The organism is Serratia sp. Res13-Sevr-LER1-36-b (assembly GCF_015673035.1).
Classification (GTDB): domain Bacteria; phylum Pseudomonadota; class Gammaproteobacteria; order Enterobacterales; family Enterobacteriaceae; genus Chania; species Chania fonticola_C.
The window spans coordinates 106,704-124,316 of record NZ_JADACK010000014.1; the positions used below are offsets into that span (position 1 = coordinate 106,704).

General features: G+C 56.5%; 18 protein-coding genes. 7 read left to right on the forward strand and 11 right to left on the reverse strand.

The features are described from left to right. Positions 1-65: 65 nt before the first annotated feature. The 3 genes from IMQ33_RS09270 to IMQ33_RS09280 are packed head-to-tail and all read left to right on the forward strand — an operon-like array spanning position 66 to position 4,539. Positions 66-1,301, forward strand: coding sequence for an ABC transporter substrate-binding protein (locus IMQ33_RS09270; RefSeq protein ID WP_304621665.1), 1,236 nt, complete (start codon positions 66-68; stop codon positions 1,299-1,301). Beyond that, the gene (locus tag IMQ33_RS09275; protein ID WP_098930240.1) at positions 1,298-3,301 is read left to right on the forward strand and encodes an ATP-binding protein; all 2,004 of its coding nucleotides are present in this window, start codon (positions 1,298-1,300) and stop codon (positions 3,299-3,301) included. The genes IMQ33_RS09270 and IMQ33_RS09275 overlap by 4 nt, the downstream gene beginning before the upstream one ends. Further along, a complete protein-coding gene (locus IMQ33_RS09280) occupies positions 3,295-4,539 on the forward strand; it encodes a sigma-54 dependent transcriptional regulator (RefSeq protein WP_196061832.1) in 1,245 nt (414 codons plus the stop codon). Before IMQ33_RS09275 ends, IMQ33_RS09280 begins: the two co-directional genes overlap by 7 nt. On the opposite strand, the gene IMQ33_RS09285 is transcribed toward IMQ33_RS09280, so the two are convergent. From IMQ33_RS09285 to IMQ33_RS09330, 10 genes are all read right to left on the reverse strand, one after another. After that, the gene (locus tag IMQ33_RS09285; protein ID WP_196061833.1) at positions 4,536-5,861 is read right to left on the reverse strand and encodes an ATP-binding protein; all 1,326 of its coding nucleotides are present in this window, start codon (positions 5,859-5,861) and stop codon (positions 4,536-4,538) included. The two genes, IMQ33_RS09280 and IMQ33_RS09285, sit on opposite strands and share 4 nt — an antisense overlap. A gap of 5 nt (positions 5,862-5,866) precedes the next feature. Further along, positions 5,867-6,547, reverse strand: a complete 681-nt coding sequence (locus tag IMQ33_RS09290) for a response regulator transcription factor (RefSeq protein WP_065682986.1) — start codon at positions 6,545-6,547, stop codon at positions 5,867-5,869. 208 nt (positions 6,548-6,755) lie between these two features. Next, a complete protein-coding gene (gene cysM / locus IMQ33_RS09295) occupies positions 6,756-7,637 on the reverse strand; it encodes a cysteine synthase CysM (protein WP_098931856.1) in 882 nt (293 codons plus the stop codon). A gap of 68 nt (positions 7,638-7,705) precedes the next feature. Further along, the gene (cysA, locus tag IMQ33_RS09300) at positions 7,706-8,794 is read right to left on the reverse strand and encodes a sulfate/thiosulfate ABC transporter ATP-binding protein CysA (RefSeq protein ID WP_021178698.1); all 1,089 of its coding nucleotides are present in this window, start codon (positions 8,792-8,794) and stop codon (positions 7,706-7,708) included. After that, on the reverse strand, positions 8,784-9,659 hold the full coding sequence (gene cysW / locus IMQ33_RS09305; protein WP_021807067.1) for a sulfate/thiosulfate ABC transporter permease CysW: 876 nt from the start codon (positions 9,657-9,659) through the stop codon (positions 8,784-8,786). Before cysW ends, cysA begins: the two co-directional genes overlap by 11 nt. Next, entirely contained in the window at positions 9,659-10,492 is an 834-nt protein-coding gene (gene cysT / locus IMQ33_RS09310; RefSeq protein ID WP_021178700.1) for a sulfate/thiosulfate ABC transporter permease CysT, read from the reverse strand. The genes cysW and cysT overlap by 1 nt, the downstream gene beginning before the upstream one ends. Continuing rightward, positions 10,492-11,514, reverse strand: a complete 1,023-nt coding sequence (locus tag IMQ33_RS09315) for a sulfate ABC transporter substrate-binding protein (RefSeq protein WP_065682985.1) — start codon at positions 11,512-11,514, stop codon at positions 10,492-10,494. The genes cysT and IMQ33_RS09315 overlap by 1 nt, the downstream gene beginning before the upstream one ends. A 283-nt stretch (positions 11,515-11,797) precedes the next feature. Continuing rightward, positions 11,798-12,697, reverse strand: coding sequence for a Dyp-type peroxidase (locus IMQ33_RS09320; protein WP_024484486.1), 900 nt, complete (start codon positions 12,695-12,697; stop codon positions 11,798-11,800). Positions 12,698-12,857: 160 nt separating this feature from the next. Next, the gene (locus IMQ33_RS09325; protein ID WP_161738997.1) at positions 12,858-13,442 is read right to left on the reverse strand and encodes an RpoE-regulated lipoprotein; all 585 of its coding nucleotides are present in this window, start codon (positions 13,440-13,442) and stop codon (positions 12,858-12,860) included. 120 nt (positions 13,443-13,562) lie between these two features. Then, positions 13,563-14,027, reverse strand: a complete 465-nt coding sequence (locus IMQ33_RS09330; protein WP_024484488.1) for a DUF2919 domain-containing protein — start codon at positions 14,025-14,027, stop codon at positions 13,563-13,565. Between the two features lie 158 nt (positions 14,028-14,185). Between IMQ33_RS09330 and IMQ33_RS09335 the strand changes: the two genes are divergently transcribed. Beyond that, on the forward strand, positions 14,186-14,584 hold the full coding sequence (locus IMQ33_RS09335) for a YgiW/YdeI family stress tolerance OB fold protein (RefSeq protein WP_024527109.1): 399 nt from the start codon (positions 14,186-14,188) through the stop codon (positions 14,582-14,584). 39 nt (positions 14,585-14,623) lie between these two features. Here IMQ33_RS09335 and IMQ33_RS09340 read toward each other — a convergent pair whose 3' ends face one another. After that, complete coding sequence (locus IMQ33_RS09340; RefSeq protein ID WP_024527108.1) at positions 14,624-15,049, reverse strand: GNAT family acetyltransferase; 426 nt, start codon at positions 15,047-15,049, stop codon at positions 14,624-14,626. Between the two features lie 229 nt (positions 15,050-15,278). Here IMQ33_RS09340 and amiA point away from each other — a divergent pair, with 229 nt between their 5' ends. The 3 genes from amiA to IMQ33_RS09355 all read left to right on the forward strand — a co-directional run bounded on the left by amiA (position 15,279) and on the right by IMQ33_RS09355 (position 17,603). Next, positions 15,279-16,160, forward strand: coding sequence for an N-acetylmuramoyl-L-alanine amidase AmiA (gene amiA, locus IMQ33_RS09345; RefSeq protein ID WP_196061836.1), 882 nt, complete (start codon positions 15,279-15,281; stop codon positions 16,158-16,160). A 67-nt stretch (positions 16,161-16,227) separates the two neighbouring features. Further along, on the forward strand, positions 16,228-17,148 hold the full coding sequence (gene hemF / locus IMQ33_RS09350; RefSeq protein ID WP_065682982.1) for an oxygen-dependent coproporphyrinogen oxidase: 921 nt from the start codon (positions 16,228-16,230) through the stop codon (positions 17,146-17,148). Continuing rightward, the gene (locus IMQ33_RS09355; protein WP_024527105.1) at positions 17,148-17,603 is read left to right on the forward strand and encodes a YaiI/YqxD family protein; all 456 of its coding nucleotides are present in this window, start codon (positions 17,148-17,150) and stop codon (positions 17,601-17,603) included. Before hemF ends, IMQ33_RS09355 begins: the two co-directional genes overlap by 1 nt. The last annotated feature ends 10 nt before the right edge of the window (positions 17,604-17,613 follow it).

A 17,613-nucleotide genomic window follows, 5' to 3' on the forward strand; every position in this document is an offset into this window, starting at 1 on the left:
TTTTTATCGTCATTGCGATTTTATGAATAAGATCACAAACGATGAGGTCGAGGGAGAGTTTTATTATGCGTGCAACGCTCATTTTTACGGCAATGGCCTGCTGGCTGTTATCCAGTGTCGCCGGGGCCAAAAGAAATGAACTGGTGATGGCCACCACCTTTTCACCAGAGGCAACCGCCTACCTCATCAGCCGTTGGCAAGGCCAGCCTCAGTCGGTGGTCATCCGCACGCTGAACCGCACCAGCACTTCCCTGGAACAACTGCTCGACAGCACCGGCAGCGACAACGTCGATCTGGTACTGACCTCTTCCCCCATGCTGCTCCAGCACCTGCAACAGCATCAGCGCCTGGCAAACTATGAAGGTGCTCCGCAACAATCACAGTGGCTGGTACCCGAGCCTATCCGGAATACCGCCGTGGCGGTGGCCATTTCGGGCTTTGGCCTGCTAATCAACCGCTCCAATCTGGCAGAGAAACGGCTGCCGCTGCCAGACGATTGGGACGATCTGACAGATGCCCGCTACCAGGGGGCCCTGCTGATGAGCAGCCCTTCCCGCTCGGATACCAGCCACCTGATGGTGGAGTCTCTGTTACAACAGCGGGGGTGGCAATCTGGCTGGCAAACGATGCTATCGGCGGCCGGTAACCTGATCACCATCTCTTCACGCAGCTTTGGCGTGGCAGATAAAGTCAAAAGCGGCCTGGGTTCCGTTGGGCCGATTATCGATAACTACGCTAATCTACTGCTCGACGATCCGCATCTGGCCTTCCATTATTTCCCTCAGGCCGCGGCCTCCCCCACCTATATTGCCGTAACGAGCAACAGCCATTATCCCGCTGAGGCCCGGCGCTTTATACAGTTTCTGCTCAGCCCGCAGGGGCAGCGGGTCCTGGCCGATACCAGCACGGGAAAATACCCGGTGGTTCCGCTGCCAGCAGATAACCCACGCTTCGCGCAGCAACAAAAGCTGTTACAGCGGCCGCCGCTGAATTACTCCCTGGTTTTGCAACGTCAGCGCCTGGTGCAAAAGCTGTTTGATACGGCCATCAGCTTCCGCCTGTCTCAGCTCAAGGACGCCTGGAAAGCGTTGCATGGCGCTGAAAGCCGCCTCAAACGGCCTTTGCCGGAAATCCGCGCCTTGTTGACCGCCATTCCTGTCACCCAGGCCCAAAGCGAAGATCCTCAGTACCTTAAACAGTTTGCGGCACGTAGCGAGAGCGAGCAGCAGGTCATGGAATGGCAGCTGTTCTTTCAGCAGCAGCAGAGAAAGGCCATCAAGGCGCTGGAAGAGTTAAAATGAGCCGTTTATTGCCGCGCTTCTTCAAACGCCTGACCATCAGCGCCTGCCTGCGGGGAGCCTTTCTCACCGGCGCGCTGCTGACGCTTACCGTCAGCGGGGTCAGCCTATACTCCTGGCATGAGCAAAGCTCGCAGGTCCGCTATGCGCTGGATGATTACTTTCCACGCATCCAATCTTCGTTCGTGATCGAAAGCAATCTGAACACGCTGGTCGATCAGCTCAACGAGTTTTTGCAAGCCGCCAATACCAATGCCCGCCTGCAGTTAAGAAATCAGATCGTCGGTCATTTGGAGCAAATCGAGCAGGCCAGCATGCAGTTGGATAACCCTGAACGTCAGCAAATTCAGGCGACGCTGGCAGAAAGCCGCCAGCTGTTGGGCCGATTGGACAACGCGCTGTACAACATGTTTATCGCCAGGGAAAAGGTCAATGAGATCGCCGCGCGCATCAGTTGGTTACATGATGACTTCACCACCGAGCTGAATTCGCTGGTACAGGATTTCAGTTGGCAACAGGGGGCTTTGCTCGATCAGATGGAGACAGGCTCTGGCAAGGCGCTCCCCCGCTTGCAGGCCAGTTTGCGCGAGGTACAGAGCGAGCAGCAGCAAGTCTATGCCCTCGCACGCATCGAGAACCAGATCGCCGATGCCCTGCGCGATCGCCTCAACGAGCTGCAATCCGGCGGTGAAGAGCCCATTTCGGTTGCCGAGCATGTGCGTTACCTCGCCTATCTGCAAAAAACGGCGAACGAAAATATGCAGGGGTTACAGGATCATCCCAGCACCATCACGCTGCGGCAAACCATCGACGAACTACTGGAGACTGGCATTGCCGATAACAGTATGCCCGCGGCGATGAAAAACTATCATCAGGCGCAACAGGCACTTACGCTGGCCACTCAGGCCAAGGAGGCCACGCTTGCCCGCTTTCGCACGCAGTTGGAATCGCAACTGAGCAACAGCCACCAGCAGATGCAGACCTTTAACCACCGCCTGGAGCAGATCATCCGCGTCAGCGGCAGGCTAATTGTGATCGCCACCCTGCTGGCGATGTTATTGGTGTATTTGCTCAATCACTACTTTATCCGTTCCCGCCTGGTCAAGCGTTTTACCCAGCTGAACCAGGTGGTGGTGCGTATCGGCCTCGGGGAAACCAACGCGGCGATCCCGGTTTACGGTGGCGATGAACTGGGCCGCATCGCACGTCTGTTGCGGCGCACCCTAGGCCAGTTGAACCAGCAAAAATCCCGGCTGGAGCAGGAAATTACCGAGCGCAAGGGCATTGAGCTGCATTTGCGTGCCACGCAGGATGAGCTGGTACAGGCCGCCAAACTGGCCGTGGTTGGGCAGACCATGACCACTCTGGCTCATGAAATCAACCAACCGCTGAACGCCCTATCGATGTACCTGTTTACCGCTCGCCATGCGGTGGAGAAACAACAGCCAGAGGCGGCCACGTTGGCCCTGACCAAGGCCGACGGTCTGATTGGCCGCATGGATGCCATCATCCGCATGCTGCGGCAATTTACCCGGCGAACAGAGCAGGATAGCCCCTCTCAGCCCGTTGATTTGCGCCTGTCATTAATCGCCGCCTGGGAGTTGCTGACTCTTCGCCACCAACCGCTGCACGGGGAACTGCGGCTACCGGAAGGTGCGCCAAACGTGTTAGGTGATGAGGTGCGCATTCAGCAGGTGTTGGTCAATCTGATGAGCAACGCGCTGGATGCCTGCCAGGAGCGGCCACTATTGCAGATAAGCTGGCAACGCCAGGCGTCCAGTTGGCAGATCATGCTGTGGGATAATGGGCCTGGCTGGCCGCTGGCGCGGGCTGAATCGTTACTCAAACCTTTTACCACCAGCAAATCGGTGGGCTTGGGGATTGGCCTGTCCATCTCTCTTTCGCTGATGCAGCAAATGGGCGGTAGCCTGCATCTGGCCTCTACGCTGACGCAAAACGCCTGCGTCGTTTTACAGTTTCAACCGGTGGATCAACCATGTTAAGCCAACAATCGCAAATTCTGTTAATCGACGACGATGCCGACGTCCTTGATGCCTATACCATGCTGCTCAGCCAGGCAGGCTATCAGGTTCAGGCCTGTAGTAACCCGCTTAAGGCACAGGAAATGCTCGGTGAGGAGTGGCCAGGGATCGTTATCAGCGATGTCTGTATGCCTGGCTGTTCCGGGATTGAGCTGATGGCGCTACTGCTCGCTCACGATGCCTGTTTGCCGGTATTGTTGATCACTGGCCATGGCGATGTGCCGATGGCGGTTGAAGCAGTGAAAAAAGGGGCCTGGGACTTCCTGCAAAAACCGGTCAACCCGGCCCAGCTACTCGAACAGGTCGCCACCGCGCTGGCCCAGAGACGTTCTTACATTGCCCGTCGTCGTTGGCAGCAAGAACAGCTGCAGAGCAATCTGATTGGCCGTAGTGAGTGGATAAAGCAGCTACGGGTGCGTTTGCAGCAGGTGGCCGAAACCGATTTGGCGGTTTACCTGCAAGGGGAGTTAGGGGTCGGCAGGACGTTGGCAGCCCGTTATTTACACCGCATGAGCCATCGCAGCGAACAGCCGTTGATCGTGGGTGAATTGACGCCGGGGGGTGAGGCACCGTTAGAACAATGGATTGAGCAGGTAAGCGGCGGGACGCTGATTTTACGCCACCTCGAACACTTGTCTATCACCCAGCAGGCGCGGCTGATCCAGCTCCAAGGGCAAGACCCACTGCCCTTCCGGCTGATCGGCATTGGGACTTCACCGTTGGTGGAACTGGCCGCCGGGCATACCCTCCTGCCCGATTTCTATTACTGCTTTGCCATGACCCAAATCGCCTGCCTGCCGCTTTCTCTGCGCCCCGACGATATAGAGCCGTTATTCCGCCACTACCTGGAACAGGCCTGCCTGCGCCTTAACCATCCGTTGCCGGATCTGCCAGCCGAGTTGATTAAGCGTTTGGTCAAAAGGGTATGGCCAAATAACGTGCGCGAGCTGGCCAATGCCGCAGAGCTGTTTGCCGTCGGGGTGATGCCACTGGCAGAGACCGCCAATCCGCTGTTGCACGGATCCGATCCCGCTCCGCTGGATCAGCGTATCGAAGACTATGAGCGCCAGATCATTACCGAGGCGTTGAACCTGCATCAGGGGCGGATTAATGAGGTGTCCGAGTATTTACAGATCCCGCGTAAAAAGCTCTACCTGCGGATGAAAAAGTACGATCTGGACAAGCAGCATTATCGTTAAGTTGGCCAGCGCGGTACCCGCAGCGTGATCACCAAACCACCCTGTTCGCCATTGTGTGCCTCAACCTGCCCACCATGGGCCAGCACCACTTTGCGCGTGATCGCCAAACCCAGGCCATAGCCCTTGCCAGACATCGCCGATTTTACCCGGACGAAAGGATCAAAGATGCTGGACAGCTTCGACTCTTCCACGCCCGGCCCCTGATCGCTAACCTGGATCTGGAACAGTTGGTCGATACGCGTCAGCACCACGGTCACCCGCTGGCCATGGCTGGAAAAGCGCAGGGCATTGCGCACAATGTTCTCAACCGCCCGGCGCATCAGTTCGGCATTACCTTTTACGGTGTATTCCTCGTCGGAACTGGCCTGCAACACGATCTCTACACCGGGTATTTGCGCCTCGTAGCGCGCATCGTTAACCACCGCCTCCACCAGCCCAAAGAGATCGAAATACTCTTCATCATCCGACAGGCCGTTGTTCTCGGTACGTGACAGCGCCAGCAGTTCGCCAATCATCTTGTCCAGCCGCCCGGCTTCGTGCTTGATACGCTGCAACGAGTTCTCCACGTTCTCCGGATTTTGCCGCCCCAGGCCGATGGCTAGCTGCAAGCGGGCCAATGGCGAACGCAACTCATGGGAAACATCATGCAGCAATTGTTCACGGGCACTGACCAGCACCTCCAGCCGCTCGGCCATGCTGTCAAAGTCACGAGCCACCTCAGAAAGCTCGTCATGCCGCCGCCGCATCGCCGGGAACAACCGCACCGCCAGATCGCCCTGCGCTACCCGTTCAAAACCGAGGCGCAGCTGACGCATTGGGCGTGTAAGGTTCCAGGCCAGCATAGCGCTAAACAGCAAGCCCCCCAGCCCACCGACCCACACCATTGGCTCCGGAATGTTCAGCAGGCGCCAGCGCTTGGGTGGCCGATATTCGGCACGCAGTCCTTCCAGATCGTAGCTCAACAGGTAGCTCTGGTTATCCGCACCTGTTACCCATTCCACCATCATTTTCGCTGGCCGGTTGGTTTGTGGGTTTTGGCCTGGCTCATCATCCGATGGCTTTAAGGCCGGCGTTACGCTTAAGAAACGGCGTTCGGTTTCAGGCCATTTGGCAACCATTGCATTCAGCGCGGGCATCCCACTGCTGCGCAACACCGAGGCCGCAGAGGTCAGTTGCAGATTAGCGATACGCCAGGTCATGCTGTTTTCCGGGACTTCATGGCGATTACCATAAAAGGTAAACGTCACCCACAGCGCCTGGGTCATGATGATAAACGTCAGCCAGAAGCCGAGCAGTATTTTCCAGAACAGTCTTCCACGCATCGGCATTACCTGATGCGGTAACCGATACTGCGCACGGTTTCAATGCTCAATCGGTTATCGGTTAGCGCGCCCAGCTTCTGGCGGATATTGCTGATATGCACGTCCACGCTGCGATCGTAAGCCTCGCGTGGCCGCCCCAGACCTTTCTCTGACAGTTCATCCTTCGACACGACTCGTTCAGGCGAACGCAACAGTAACTCCAGCAAGTTGAACTCTGAGGCGGTGAGATCGAATACCTTCCCCTGCCAGGCACTGCTGCGGGTGGATGGGTTGAGCGTCAATTCGTTAAAGCTGAGGACTGAAACTTTATCCACCGCTTCCGGCTGCTCTTCAAACCGGCGCAGCACTGCACGCAGGCGTGCCACCAGTTCGCGTGGGTAACAAGGTTTGGGCACATAGTCGTCGGCGCCCATCTCCAGCCCGATCACCCGGTCGATATTGTCACCCTTGGCCGTCAGCATGATGATCGGCAAGCGGCTCTTTTTGCGAACCTCGCGCAGCACGTCGATCCCGCTCATGTCCGGCAGCATAATGTCGAGGATCATTGCGGTATAATCGCCAGAAAGCGCCCCATCCACTCCGGCCTTGCCAGTCAGCACCAGGGACGCGTTGAATCCTTCAGCCGTCAGGTATTCGCTCAGCATGGTGCCAAGTTCCAGATCGTCATCGACCAATAAAATTTTCATGCCCATTCCTCCGCTGATTTACCGCCATTTTCGCGTCTATTGTCGCTGTACGCAGCCGGTTTTACCTAATCCTTACACATTGACATTCTCCCGACACAAATGAAAGTCGGGGTTTATGGCTCAGGGGATACTCGATCTTGAGGGGATAAAGGGCAGAGGTTGGGGAATAGGTAGAGAGTCTCGCTCCTCCCTACCGATTATCGCTCAGCTAGGAAAATACGCCGGTAGACAGGTAGCGGTCACCGCGATCGCAGACAATGGCGACAATGACGCTGCCAGGGTTGGCCGCAGCAACGCGCAACGCCCCAGCTACGGCTCCACCAGAGCTGACACCGCAGAAAATACCTTCCCGCTGCGCCAGTTGGCGCATGGTCTGTTCGGCTTCGCTTTGTGCCATATCCAACACCTGATCCACCAGCTCCGGGCGGAAAATACCCGGCAGGTAGGCCGGTGCCCAACGGCGGATACCCGGGATGCTGCTGCCTTCAGCAGGCTGTAAACCGATGATATTCACCTGCGGATTTTGGCTTTTCAGGTAGCCGCCAACGCCGGTAATGGTGCCGGTAGTGCCCATGCTGGAAACGAAATGAGTGATACGACCGGCGGTCTGCTGCCAGATTTCCGGGCCGGTAGTGGTGAAATGCGCGTAGGGGTTATCCAGATTGTTGAACTGATCCAACACCTTGCCCTGCCCCTGCTGCTGCATCTCCAGCGCCAGGTCACGCGCCCCCTCCATCCCCTGCTCACGGCTGACCAGGATCAGTTCGGCACCATAAGCTCGCATCGCTGCCTGGCGTTCCATGCTCATGTTTTCCGGCATCAGCAGCTTCAGCGTGTAGCCTTTCATTGCACAGATCATCGCCAGCGCGATGCCGGTATTGCCACTGGTGGCCTCGATCAGCGTATCGCCCGGCTGGATTTCACCGCGCAGTTCCGCCTGCTGGATCATCCCCAGCGCGGCCCGATCCTTGACCGACCCCGCCGGATTGTTGCCCTCCAGCTTGAGCCAGATTTCACTGTCCAGCCCTTCGGCCAGTCGTTGTAGTTTTACTAACGGTGTATTACCGATGCATTGTTCCAGCGTGGTCACAATCATTGCCTGCGTATAATGTAAAAAGGCAACCCTGGGTTGCCTTAAATGGGAATGGTTAGAAATTATCAGGCGCTTTTCGCTAACGCAACCGGTTGTAACAGTTGTTCACCGGCATAAAGGCGGGCATTCAGGCTGCCAACGTAGTAACGGTCCCCGCGCGCCGGTGCAGCATGGCCTTCCGACATAATCACGCTGATAGGCTCCTGATGCCAACCAATCGGCTGCACGGTCAACTGCCAGAAGTGGCCACGCGGGCTGACTTCCAACACCTGTACCGGTAAAGGACAACGGGCGCTGCAATCGGTGCCAATCTCCATTTCCCACGGGCGCAGGAACAGATCGACGCTGCCTTGGTGCATTGGCTGGAACGACAGCGGCCATTGGTGAGCGCCCACAAACAGCTGTGAACCACGGATTTCACCGTTCAGGCGGTTAACTTCGCCCATAAACTCCAGCACGAAGCGGGTCGCGGGTTCACGCATGATCTCGGTCGGTGAACCTACCTGCTCGATATTCCCCTGGCTCATCACCACGATGCGATCGGCGACTTCCATCGCTTCTTCCTGATCGTGAGTCACGAACACGCTGGTGAACTTCAGTTCTTCATGCAGTTGACGTAGCCAGCGGCGCAGTTCTTTACGCACCTGGGCATCCAGCGCACCAAACGGCTCGTCCAGCAGCAGGATCTGGGGCTCCACCGCCAGCGCGCGCGCCAAGGCGACACGTTGCTTCTGGCCGCCGGAAAGCTGTGAAGGGTAGCGGTTAGCCAGATGACCCAACTGCACCATCTCCAGCAACTGCTCCACTTTCTGTTTGATCGCCGCCGCATTCGGACGCTCACGACGTGGCAGGACGCTCAGGCCAAAAGCGATATTGTCGAAAACCGTCATATGACGGAACAGCGCGTAGTGTTGGAACACGAAGCCGACGCGACGATCGCGCGCATGCACGCGGCTGACGTCGGTGCCGTGGAAACCCAGCTTACCGCTGCTCTGGCTTTCCAGCCCGGCGATAATACGCAGCAAGGTGGTCTTGCCCGAACCGGATGGGCCTAACAGCGCCACCATCTCACCGGAAGGAATATCGAGCGAGATATCGTTCAATACCTTGGTACGGCCAAAAGACTTGTTGATACCGTTAATCTCAATGCTCATGATTTTCCTCCCGCTCAAGACGCGCATCCTGACGCGCCAGGCGCCATTGCAGTCCGCTTTTCAGAAATAGGGTGACTATCGCCATCAGGGTCAACAGTGCCGCAGCGGTAAACGCCCCGGCGGTGTTGTAATCCTGATGCAGTAATTCCACTTGCAGTGGCAAGGTATAGGTTTCGCCACGGATAGAGCCGGACACCACCGATACTGCGCCAAACTCGCCAATCGCGCGGGCGTTGGTCAGCACCACGCCATACAGCAATGCCCAACGGATGTTCGGTAAGGTGACGCGGCGGAACATCTGCCAACCGGAAGCACCCAACAGCACCGCGGCCTCGTCTTCCTGGCTGCCCTGGCTCATCATCAGCGGCACCAGTTCACGGACCACAAACGGGCAGGTCACGAATATTGTCACCAGCACCATGCCCGGCCAGGCGAACATCAGTTGAATGTCATGGGCATCCAGCCAGCCACCGATCGGGCCGTTGGTGCCGTAAAACAGCAGATACAGCAGCCCCGCCACCACCGGTGACACCGCAAACGGCATGTCGAACAGCGTCAGCAGCAGTTGGCGGCCAGGGAAGGTAAAGCGCGTCACCAGCCAGGCCAGCAAAGTACCGAACACCAGGTTGACCGGCACGGTGATCAGCGCCACCAGCACCGTCAACCAAATGGCGTGCAGCATGTCCGGGTCCGAAAGGTTATGCCACACGGCACCCACGCCGGAGGAAAATGCCTCGATAAAGATCATCACCATCGGCACGACCAATAGCAGGATGGAGAACAGCGCGCCAATGGCAATCAGCGTCCATTTCCCCCAATTTACGCGTGGGCGCTCTGCGCCGTTCAGGGCGGTAACATCAGCCATCAGTGCCCTCCAATTCGGCGGCCAAAGCGGCTCTGTAGGGTGTTAATGGCGAACAGCAGCAGCAGTGACGCCGCCAGGATCACCGAGGCAATCGCACTAGCGGCCGGGTAATCGAACTCCTGTAAGCGCACAAAAATCATCAATGAGGTCACTTCGGTTTTCCAGGCAATGTTGCCAGCGATAAATATCACCGCACCAAATTCCCCCAGGCTGCGGGTAAACGACAACGCCGTCCCGGCGAGCAGCGCTGGAGCAACCTCTGGCAACACCACGCGGCGGAAACTCTGCCAGCGGGTAGCCCCGAGCGTTTCGGCGGCCTCTTCATATTCAGGCCCCAACTCTTCCAGTACCGGTTGCACCGTGCGCACCACGAAAGGAATGCTGGTAAAGGCCATCGCCACCGCAATCCCCAACCAGGTGAAGGAAACCTTGATATCAAAATGAGCCAGCCATTGGCCGTACCAACCGGTGGTAGAAAACAGCCCCGCCAGGGTCAGGCCAGCCACCGCTGTAGGCAATGCAAACGGCAAATCCATCAGGCCATCCAGCAAGGAACGGCCAGGGAACTGGTAACGGGTGAGGATCCAGGCCATCAGCATGCCAAACACCGCGTTGAAAACGCTGGCGACTCCGGCCGCCAGCAGCGTCACCTTATAAGCAGCCACGACCTGCGGATTGGTGATCACCTCCCAATACTGTGCCAGACTCATTTGCGCCAGCTGCATCACCAGCGCGCTGAGCGGCAACAGCAAAATCAGGCAGGTGAAAAGCAGGCTGCTTCCCAGACTGAGAGTAAACCCAGGCAATACCCGCTTGCTGGCCATCGAAAACATTACTTATGCCCTGCCGCTAACAGTTGGTCCAATTCTCCGCCCGTCGCAAAGTGGGCACTCATCACCTGCGGCCAGCCGCCGAACTGATCCTCAACGCTGAACAGCTTGGTCTCAGGGAATTGGCTCTTGGCCGCCGCCATTACCTGCGGGTCATTGACGCGATAATAGAAGCTGGTGATCAGTTTCTGGGCCGCCGGACTATAGAGATAGTTCAGGTACTCTTTGGCCACCTGCTCGGTGCCGTTTTTCTCGACGTTTTTGTCCACCCAGGCCACCGGGAACTCCGCCAGAATATCGACCGGCGGCACGATCACTTCATACTTGTCTGCGCCGTACTGCTTGCGGATATTGTTCACTTCGGATTCAAAGCTGATCAGCACGTCGCCCAGGCCACGTTCGACAAAAGTCGTCGTTGCGCCACGGCCACCGGTATCAAACACCACCACGTTTTTCAGCAAACGGGTCATGAACTCACGGGTCTTGGCCTGATCGTTGCCATCAGCCTGGCTGGCAGCGCCCCAGGCGGCCAGATAGGTATAACGACCATTTCCGGAGGTTTTCGGGTTTGGGAATACCAGCTTCACGTCATCACGCACCAGATCGCTCCAGGTGTGGATGCCTTTCGGGTTGTCCTTGCGCACCAGGAACGCCATGGTGGAATAGAATGGAGAACTGTTGTTCGGCAGGCGTTGCTGCCAATCTGCCGGGATCAGTTGGCCGCGATCGTGCAGGATTTGCACGTCACTGACCTGGTTATAGGTGACCACATCGGCACGCAGACCCTGCAAGATCGCCAACGCCTGTTTGGAAGAACCTGCGTGGGACTGTTTGATGGTCAGTTTGTCGTTCGGATGCTGCTGATCCCACTGCTTTTCAAAGCCAGGGTTCAGCGCGGCAAACAGTTCGCGGGAGACGTCATAGGAGCTGTTGAGCAATTCTGCCGCCGAAACCGTACCGCTGGCTAACAATGCCGCCACCAGCCACCCTTTCAACAGCGTATTTTTAACCCGGGAATGTTTCATTCTGCACCTTATCACTGAGTCTTACCGCCGGGCTGATGCCCTGATATTGACCAGTGTATTTATAACTTGATGCAGACCTGTAACGCTTTTATATACCGTTTAGTGATTTTCAAGCATCAAACGCTATAAGGCAGGAGGGGAGCGGTTCACCGCAGAGGGAGGGAAAGCCCGGAGCCAGAGGAACTGGCCCAGAGAATGACAATGTTGATGAATTTATTGTAGGGGCGCCGCTTGCTGCGCCCGTTTAACAGCGTGCTATACCCCTACATAAAAGCCAATTACATCAAAGCGACATCAGGCGCGTCAGCGAAGGTGCGAAGTAGTAGCTCCCGGTCACCGCGCGGCTGAAACGCAGCATCGCGTCGTGTTTGCCGTCCAGCTCACCGAACATGCTTAACAGCTGCTGTTCGATGTTGTGCAGGCGCGCGCAATAGGCGATGAAATACAGGCCATGTTTGCCGCTGGCGGTGCCATAAGGCAGGCTCTGGCGCAAAATTTTCAGCCCTTTGCCGTCTTCTTTCAGATCGACACGGCTGACGTGAGAGGTATCTGGCCGTTGATCCGGCGGCAGTTCTTCACTGTCTTGTTTGGTACGGCCAATGATCTGTTCCTGCTGTTCGGTAGTGAAACGCTGCCACTGGCGCAGGTTGTGCTCGTAACGCTGTACCAGCACGTAGCTGCCACCTTCGTCTTCTTCGCCAGCGCCAATCACCGCGACTTCCGGGCGTTGTTCGCCCTGCGGATTTTCGGTACCGTCGATAAAGCCGCTCAGATCGCGCTCTTCTACCCAGCGGAAACCGTGCGTTTCTTCTTCAATACGAATGGTGTTACCAAACGCGGCCAGGGCGGCCTGCGCCAGGGTGAAGTTAACGTCATGACGCAGCGATTGAATATGGATCAGCATATCGCGTTGGGTGGCCGGTGCCAGCCCCTTGCCCAGCGGCGCGAAAGGCTTCAGCTCTTTGGCCCCCTGGCCATTGGAAAGGTCATGCCAAACGTCGGAGCCAAAAGCGATAACCGCACCTAAGTGGGCATCTGGAAACTGTTGCTGCAACTCGCCGAGCACCTGACAAAACTGTTTGCAACCTTGGCGCAGATCGACGAATTCGCCCTGTACCATAGCTTCCATAAAAATACCAAAACGGCAGTGTTCCAGCAGGATGCCGCTCTGAACCTGTGTCATGTTGATTTCCTCAAGACCTGAATCGGGTAACAGGTTGCCCTGTTATAAACGCGCAATATCATAACGCACAGCAGGCTGATTGCCTTGCCCGAACGCAAAGAAAATAGGGATTTAACGCCAAACGAGGCAGGCACATCGCAAGGTGCGCCCGCAATGAGAATTATTGTGCTTTGGCATGCCAGACGATCTTACTCACCGTCCAGCTCTGCAGAGTATCGTCCGGTGGGATCAAATCCTGTGGGCCAGCCCATTTACCACTGAAGATATAGCTGACATTGCGGCTTTGCTGCGCCACGCACTCGACCTTGCCAACATCCTCGCCTTCGGCAGGTTTACAGGCACCATAGGCCTTGCTGAACAGTTCGCTAAACGGCGTACCCAGCTTGCTGCCCCATTCGGTGGCGATCTTGGCGTCCATCACGTCAACGCGCTGCACGTGGCCCTTAGGCTCCCCGGTGATCACCAGCTTCACGTCATCGCCGTCCAATGCCTGGAAGTAGGAAACGATCTGCCCTTGGTTGGTCGCCATCCCGCCACGTATGCGGTAGTTGTTATTCAGCCCCTTGCCAATCGCCGCTTCCGTCATGGGGGTACCGGCCCCCACATCACCGACGCCTTTAGCGCTAACCTCTATGCTGCCACCAAACCAGTTGAACGGCGACAGGCTGGACCAGGAGAAGTTTGACATGGTCGAACAACCGGTCAACAACAGCGGTAGCCCTAACAACAGTGGGCGAATATTCATTCATAGCTCCTTAACATCAAAGACATCGGCGATATGCAGCCTCTCATAACCACTGTGGCTGCGCCATCAATTGCCAGGTTGGAGTGCGTAAATTGGGAAAAGTGCCGCAACTTTTAACAATTATCCCGCCTCATCCTGCGGGATAAAACAGGCTTTCAAGCGCCGATTCATTAACAGATACCCCATCGCCAGCACATCCAACAGCGCCAGCAGGAGATCCAGCGGAGGCTCATTGCTGTCTTGCTGCCACAGGCTGTACAGTGAGCCGAGCAGCGCTGCCGCCAGCGAAACTATCAGTACCCAACGCCAACTACGCCACAGACGTGGCCAATGCTGGCGGCGGCCAGCAATCAAAAAGGCCAGCGCCGCAGGCAGCCCAAGCGCAATACCGTACCAAAAGCGCTGAGTATCTGGATAGAACAGTTGTAACAAGCCAGCACCCTGATCGCGTGAGGTGCCCGCCATCACAAACAGTAGCCAGGTACGAGCCTGTAAGATCAGTACGCCCCAAAACCACAGCGGCAACCGTAACATACCGTGCTGATCGTAATCGTCCGGTGAAAACCGGTGTGTTGACGCCTTCAAATACTTTTCCTTGCCGATGTTATGATTACCCTTGCAAATGGCGACGGTGGCCACCATTTTCAATCTCCAGCTTAAGAAGCTCTTAAGATCCTTATGGTTTAATCAGGTTATGTCCCGCTAACGGGAAATCATTCAGACCACTGATAAGGAAGATCCAGATGAAAAAGATCGCTTTACTCACACTCATCGCATTATGCAGCGCACCGGTTCTCGCTCAACAGGGCGGGTTCCTCGACCCCAACGCGACACCGGCTCAAACGCAAACCAGCCCGCAAGGTGGTTTCTCCGGCCCTAGCGCCACACTGACCACGGTAGATAAGGTCAAATCAATGAGCGATGATACCTGGGTGATGTTGCAGGGCAATATCGAACAGCGCGTGGGTGATGACACCTACACCTTCCGCGACGCCACCGGCACGCTGACGGTAGAGATCGACAGAAAGCGCTGGAACGGTCAGACCATCACCCCAAAAGACAAGGTACAGTTGGAAGGGAAAGTGGATAAGGACTGGAACAACGTGGAAGTCGATGTGAAAAACATCAAAAAACTGCCTTAAACCAGGGCTTGGGGGCGGTGGCAACCACCGCCCTGACGATCAATACTCTTGATCTTCGATCAGGCGTTTCCCCAGACTGGTGATCGCCTGAATTTCGTAGCCGAGCTTTTCATACATTTCGATCACGGTGTCGTTGTCTTCACGCACCATCAGCTGAATTTTCGGACAGCCGCGCGCAATCAGCTTTTTCTCCAGCCGATTAATCAACGCATTGGCAATGCCGCGCCCGCGATAGTCTGGGTGAACGCCCAGGTAATACGCCGAACCCCGGTGGCCGTCGTAACCGCCCATCACCGAGCCAACCACCTCCCCCCCCACTTCCGCCACCAAAAACAGATCCGGATCGTGGTTCAGTTTGCGTTCAATATCCATCTCGGGATCGTTCCATGGCCGTAACAGGTCACAACGCTCCCACAGGGTGATGACTTCTTCAAAGTCGTCTTGCCGAAATACGCGAATTTCCATCGTTGCTCGCTACTGTTAATTAACTTATTTAATACCCTATGGATTTCAAGCTGCAGCGTGAAAGACGACGGGTATATCTGATTATTACGTAATTATTGACTGATACCTGCCGTCTTTCAAGCCGCAGCGTTTTGCCAGGTAATAAATGGCAATAGTTATCAAGTCGATTAATGAGGATCAATACGCTATAACGTCGCGAAATAGATTGATCGAGTTGGAGCCGCGCGTGATGAAAAAACAGAGCAAAACCTACCTCAATTTCAGCCCTCTCACCGCTTCATCGACTCGACGCCAACTGCTGCTTTCCGGCCTGGCTCTGGCCCTGCTCGGGGGCAAAACCTCAGCCTCCCAGGCCAATATGCTGCAACCAAAACCGCACAGCAAACCGCTCCCCAAGGCCACGGGGAGCAAAAGAGTGGTGATGATCGATCCCGGCCACGGCGGTATCGACTCCGGTGCCGTGGGCCATGAAGGCTCACAGGAAAAACACGTGGTGCTGGAAATTGCCAACCACGTGCGGCGTTTTTTGCATGAGCACGAGCACGTTGATGCCCGCCTGACCCGGGAGGAGGATGAATTTATCCCGCTGTTCCAGCGCGTGGAGATCGCCCACCAGCACCAGGCCGACCTGTTTATCTCGATCCATGCCGATGGATTTACCAGCCCGGATGCCGCCGGAGCTTCGGTGTTTGCCCTTTCCAACCGCGGAGCCAGCAGCGCGATGGCGCGCTATCTCTCCAATAAGGAAAACGCCGCCGATGACGTAGCGGGGGGCAAATACAAAGATCAGGATAACTATCTACAGCAGGTGTTGTTCGATCTGGTGCAAACCGACACCATCAACAACAGCCTGACCCTGGGCCGTCACGTGCTGGGCCAGATCCGCCCGGTTCACCGCCTGCACAGTGAAAGCACCGAACAGGCAGCGTTTGCCGTATTAAAGTCCCCTTCTATTCCTTCGGTGCTGGTAGAAACCTCGTTTATCACCAACCCCGGAGAAGAGCGCCTGTTAGGCACCACCGCCTTTCGCGAAAAAATTGCCCGCGCCATTGCCGACGGTGTGATCAATTTCTTCCAATATTACGACGTTCACCAACGTAAGCTGCGCTAGGCCTGCAAAATACGGGGCGAGAAGGTATACTTGCCGCCCTGTCCAGTTACCCATTGCGAAAACCCGTATGAGTTTACCCACCATTGCCGCAGTAAAATCCTTCCTGCTGGCGTTGCAAGACAAGATTTGTGAGCAGTTGGCCCAGGCCGATGGCGGCGCCGGTTTTAAGGAAGATCGCTGGACGCGTGAAGAAGGCGGCGGTGGCCGTAGCCGGGTGCTGACTAACGGTGCGGTATTCGAACAGGCCGGAGTAAACTTTTCCCACGTATCCGGTGCCACGCTGCCCGCCTCTGCTACCGCGCATCGTCCAGAGCTGGCCGGGCGCAGCTTTCAGGCGATGGGCGTATCGCTGGTGATCCATCCGCTCAGCCCCTATATACCCACCAGCCATGCCAACGTGCGCTTCTTTATCGCTGAAAAACCGGGCGAAGAGCCAGTTTGGTGGTTTGGCGGTGGCTTTGACCTAACGCCCTTCTATGGCTTTACCGAGGACGCCGTTCACTGGCACCGCACCGCACAACAACTCTGCGCTCCCTTCGGCGACGACGTGTACCCAAAATACAAGAAGTGGTGCGATGACTACTTCTTTATCAAACACCGTAATGAAGCCCGCGGCATCGGCGGCCTATTCTTTGACGATCTGAATACCCCGGATTTCGAAAGCTGTTTCGCGTTTACCCGGGCGGTAGGTGAAGGTTTCCTGGAGGCCTATCTCCCGATCGTGGAAAGACGTAAAGCACTGCCTTGGGGCGACAACGAACGCCAGTTTCAGCTCTATCGCCGTGGCCGCTATGTCGAGTTTAATCTGGTGTGGGATCGCGGTACGCTGTTCGGCCTGCAAACTGGGGGCCGCACCGAATCGATCCTGATGTCGATGCCGCCTTTGGTGCGTTGGGAATATAACTTCCAGCCTGCAACCGACAGCCCGGAAGCCGCGCTATACCGTGACTTTCTGCCAGTGCGCGACTGGCTACAGGAGCAACAATAATGCAGATTTGGGTCGATGCCGACGCCTGTCCAAACGTGATCAAAGAAGTGCTGTTCCGTGCCGCAGATCGCGCGGCGATGCCTGTCACCCTGGTGGCTAATCAGCCTTTGCGCACGCCCCCTTCGAAATTTATCCGCACCTTGCAGGTTGCTGCAGGATTTGACGTGGCGGATAACGAAATCGTGCGCCGCTGTGAAAAAGGCGATCTGGTGATCACCGCGGATATCCCGCTGGCCGCCGAAGTGATAGAAAAAGGCGCTATCGCCCTGAATCCTCGCGGTGAGCGTTATACGCCAGACACCATTCGTGAACGCCTGAACATGCGTGATTTTATGGATACCCTGCGCTCCAGCGGGATCCAGACCGGGGGGCCGAACACCCTCAACCAGCGCGATAGACAGCAGTTTGCCAATGAGTTGGACAAGTGGCTGCAGCAGGCGAAACGGGCCAATTAGCACCGAGATT

What these genes read in the sequence shown, in the direction of transcription:
- IMQ33_RS09340 (WP_024527108.1), bottom strand. Translation starts at nt 15,049, where the DNA reads ATGGAAATTCGCGTATTTCGGCAAGACGACTTTGAAGAAGTCATCACC.
- IMQ33_RS09270 (WP_304621665.1), top strand. Translation starts at nt 66, where the DNA reads ATGCGTGCAACGCTCATTTTTACGGCAATGGCCTGCTGGCTGTTATCC.
- hemF (WP_065682982.1), top strand. Translation starts at nt 16,228, where the DNA reads ATGAGTTTACCCACCATTGCCGCAGTAAAATCCTTCCTGCTGGCGTTG.
- IMQ33_RS09325 (WP_161738997.1), bottom strand. Translation starts at nt 13,442, where the DNA reads ATGAATATTCGCCCACTGTTGTTAGGGCTACCGCTGTTGTTGACCGGT.
- IMQ33_RS09335 (WP_024527109.1), top strand. Translation starts at nt 14,186, where the DNA reads ATGAAAAAGATCGCTTTACTCACACTCATCGCATTATGCAGCGCACCG.
- IMQ33_RS09290 (WP_065682986.1), bottom strand. Translation starts at nt 6,547, where the DNA reads ATGAAAATTTTATTGGTCGATGACGATCTGGAACTTGGCACCATGCTG.
- IMQ33_RS09280 (WP_196061832.1), top strand. Translation starts at nt 3,295, where the DNA reads ATGTTAAGCCAACAATCGCAAATTCTGTTAATCGACGACGATGCCGAC.
- IMQ33_RS09285 (WP_196061833.1), bottom strand. Translation starts at nt 5,861, where the DNA reads ATGCGTGGAAGACTGTTCTGGAAAATACTGCTCGGCTTCTGGCTGACG.
- IMQ33_RS09275 (WP_098930240.1), top strand. Translation starts at nt 1,298, where the DNA reads ATGAGCCGTTTATTGCCGCGCTTCTTCAAACGCCTGACCATCAGCGCC.
- cysA (WP_021178698.1), bottom strand. Translation starts at nt 8,794, where the DNA reads ATGAGCATTGAGATTAACGGTATCAACAAGTCTTTTGGCCGTACCAAG.
- cysW (WP_021807067.1), bottom strand. Translation starts at nt 9,659, where the DNA reads ATGGCTGATGTTACCGCCCTGAACGGCGCAGAGCGCCCACGCGTAAAT.
- cysT (WP_021178700.1), bottom strand. Translation starts at nt 10,492, where the DNA reads ATGTTTTCGATGGCCAGCAAGCGGGTATTGCCTGGGTTTACTCTCAGT.
- IMQ33_RS09320 (WP_024484486.1), bottom strand. Translation starts at nt 12,697, where the DNA reads ATGACACAGGTTCAGAGCGGCATCCTGCTGGAACACTGCCGTTTTGGT.
- IMQ33_RS09355 (WP_024527105.1), top strand. Translation starts at nt 17,148, where the DNA reads ATGCAGATTTGGGTCGATGCCGACGCCTGTCCAAACGTGATCAAAGAA.
- IMQ33_RS09315 (WP_065682985.1), bottom strand. Translation starts at nt 11,514, where the DNA reads ATGAAACATTCCCGGGTTAAAAATACGCTGTTGAAAGGGTGGCTGGTG.
- amiA (WP_196061836.1), top strand. Translation starts at nt 15,279, where the DNA reads ATGAAAAAACAGAGCAAAACCTACCTCAATTTCAGCCCTCTCACCGCT.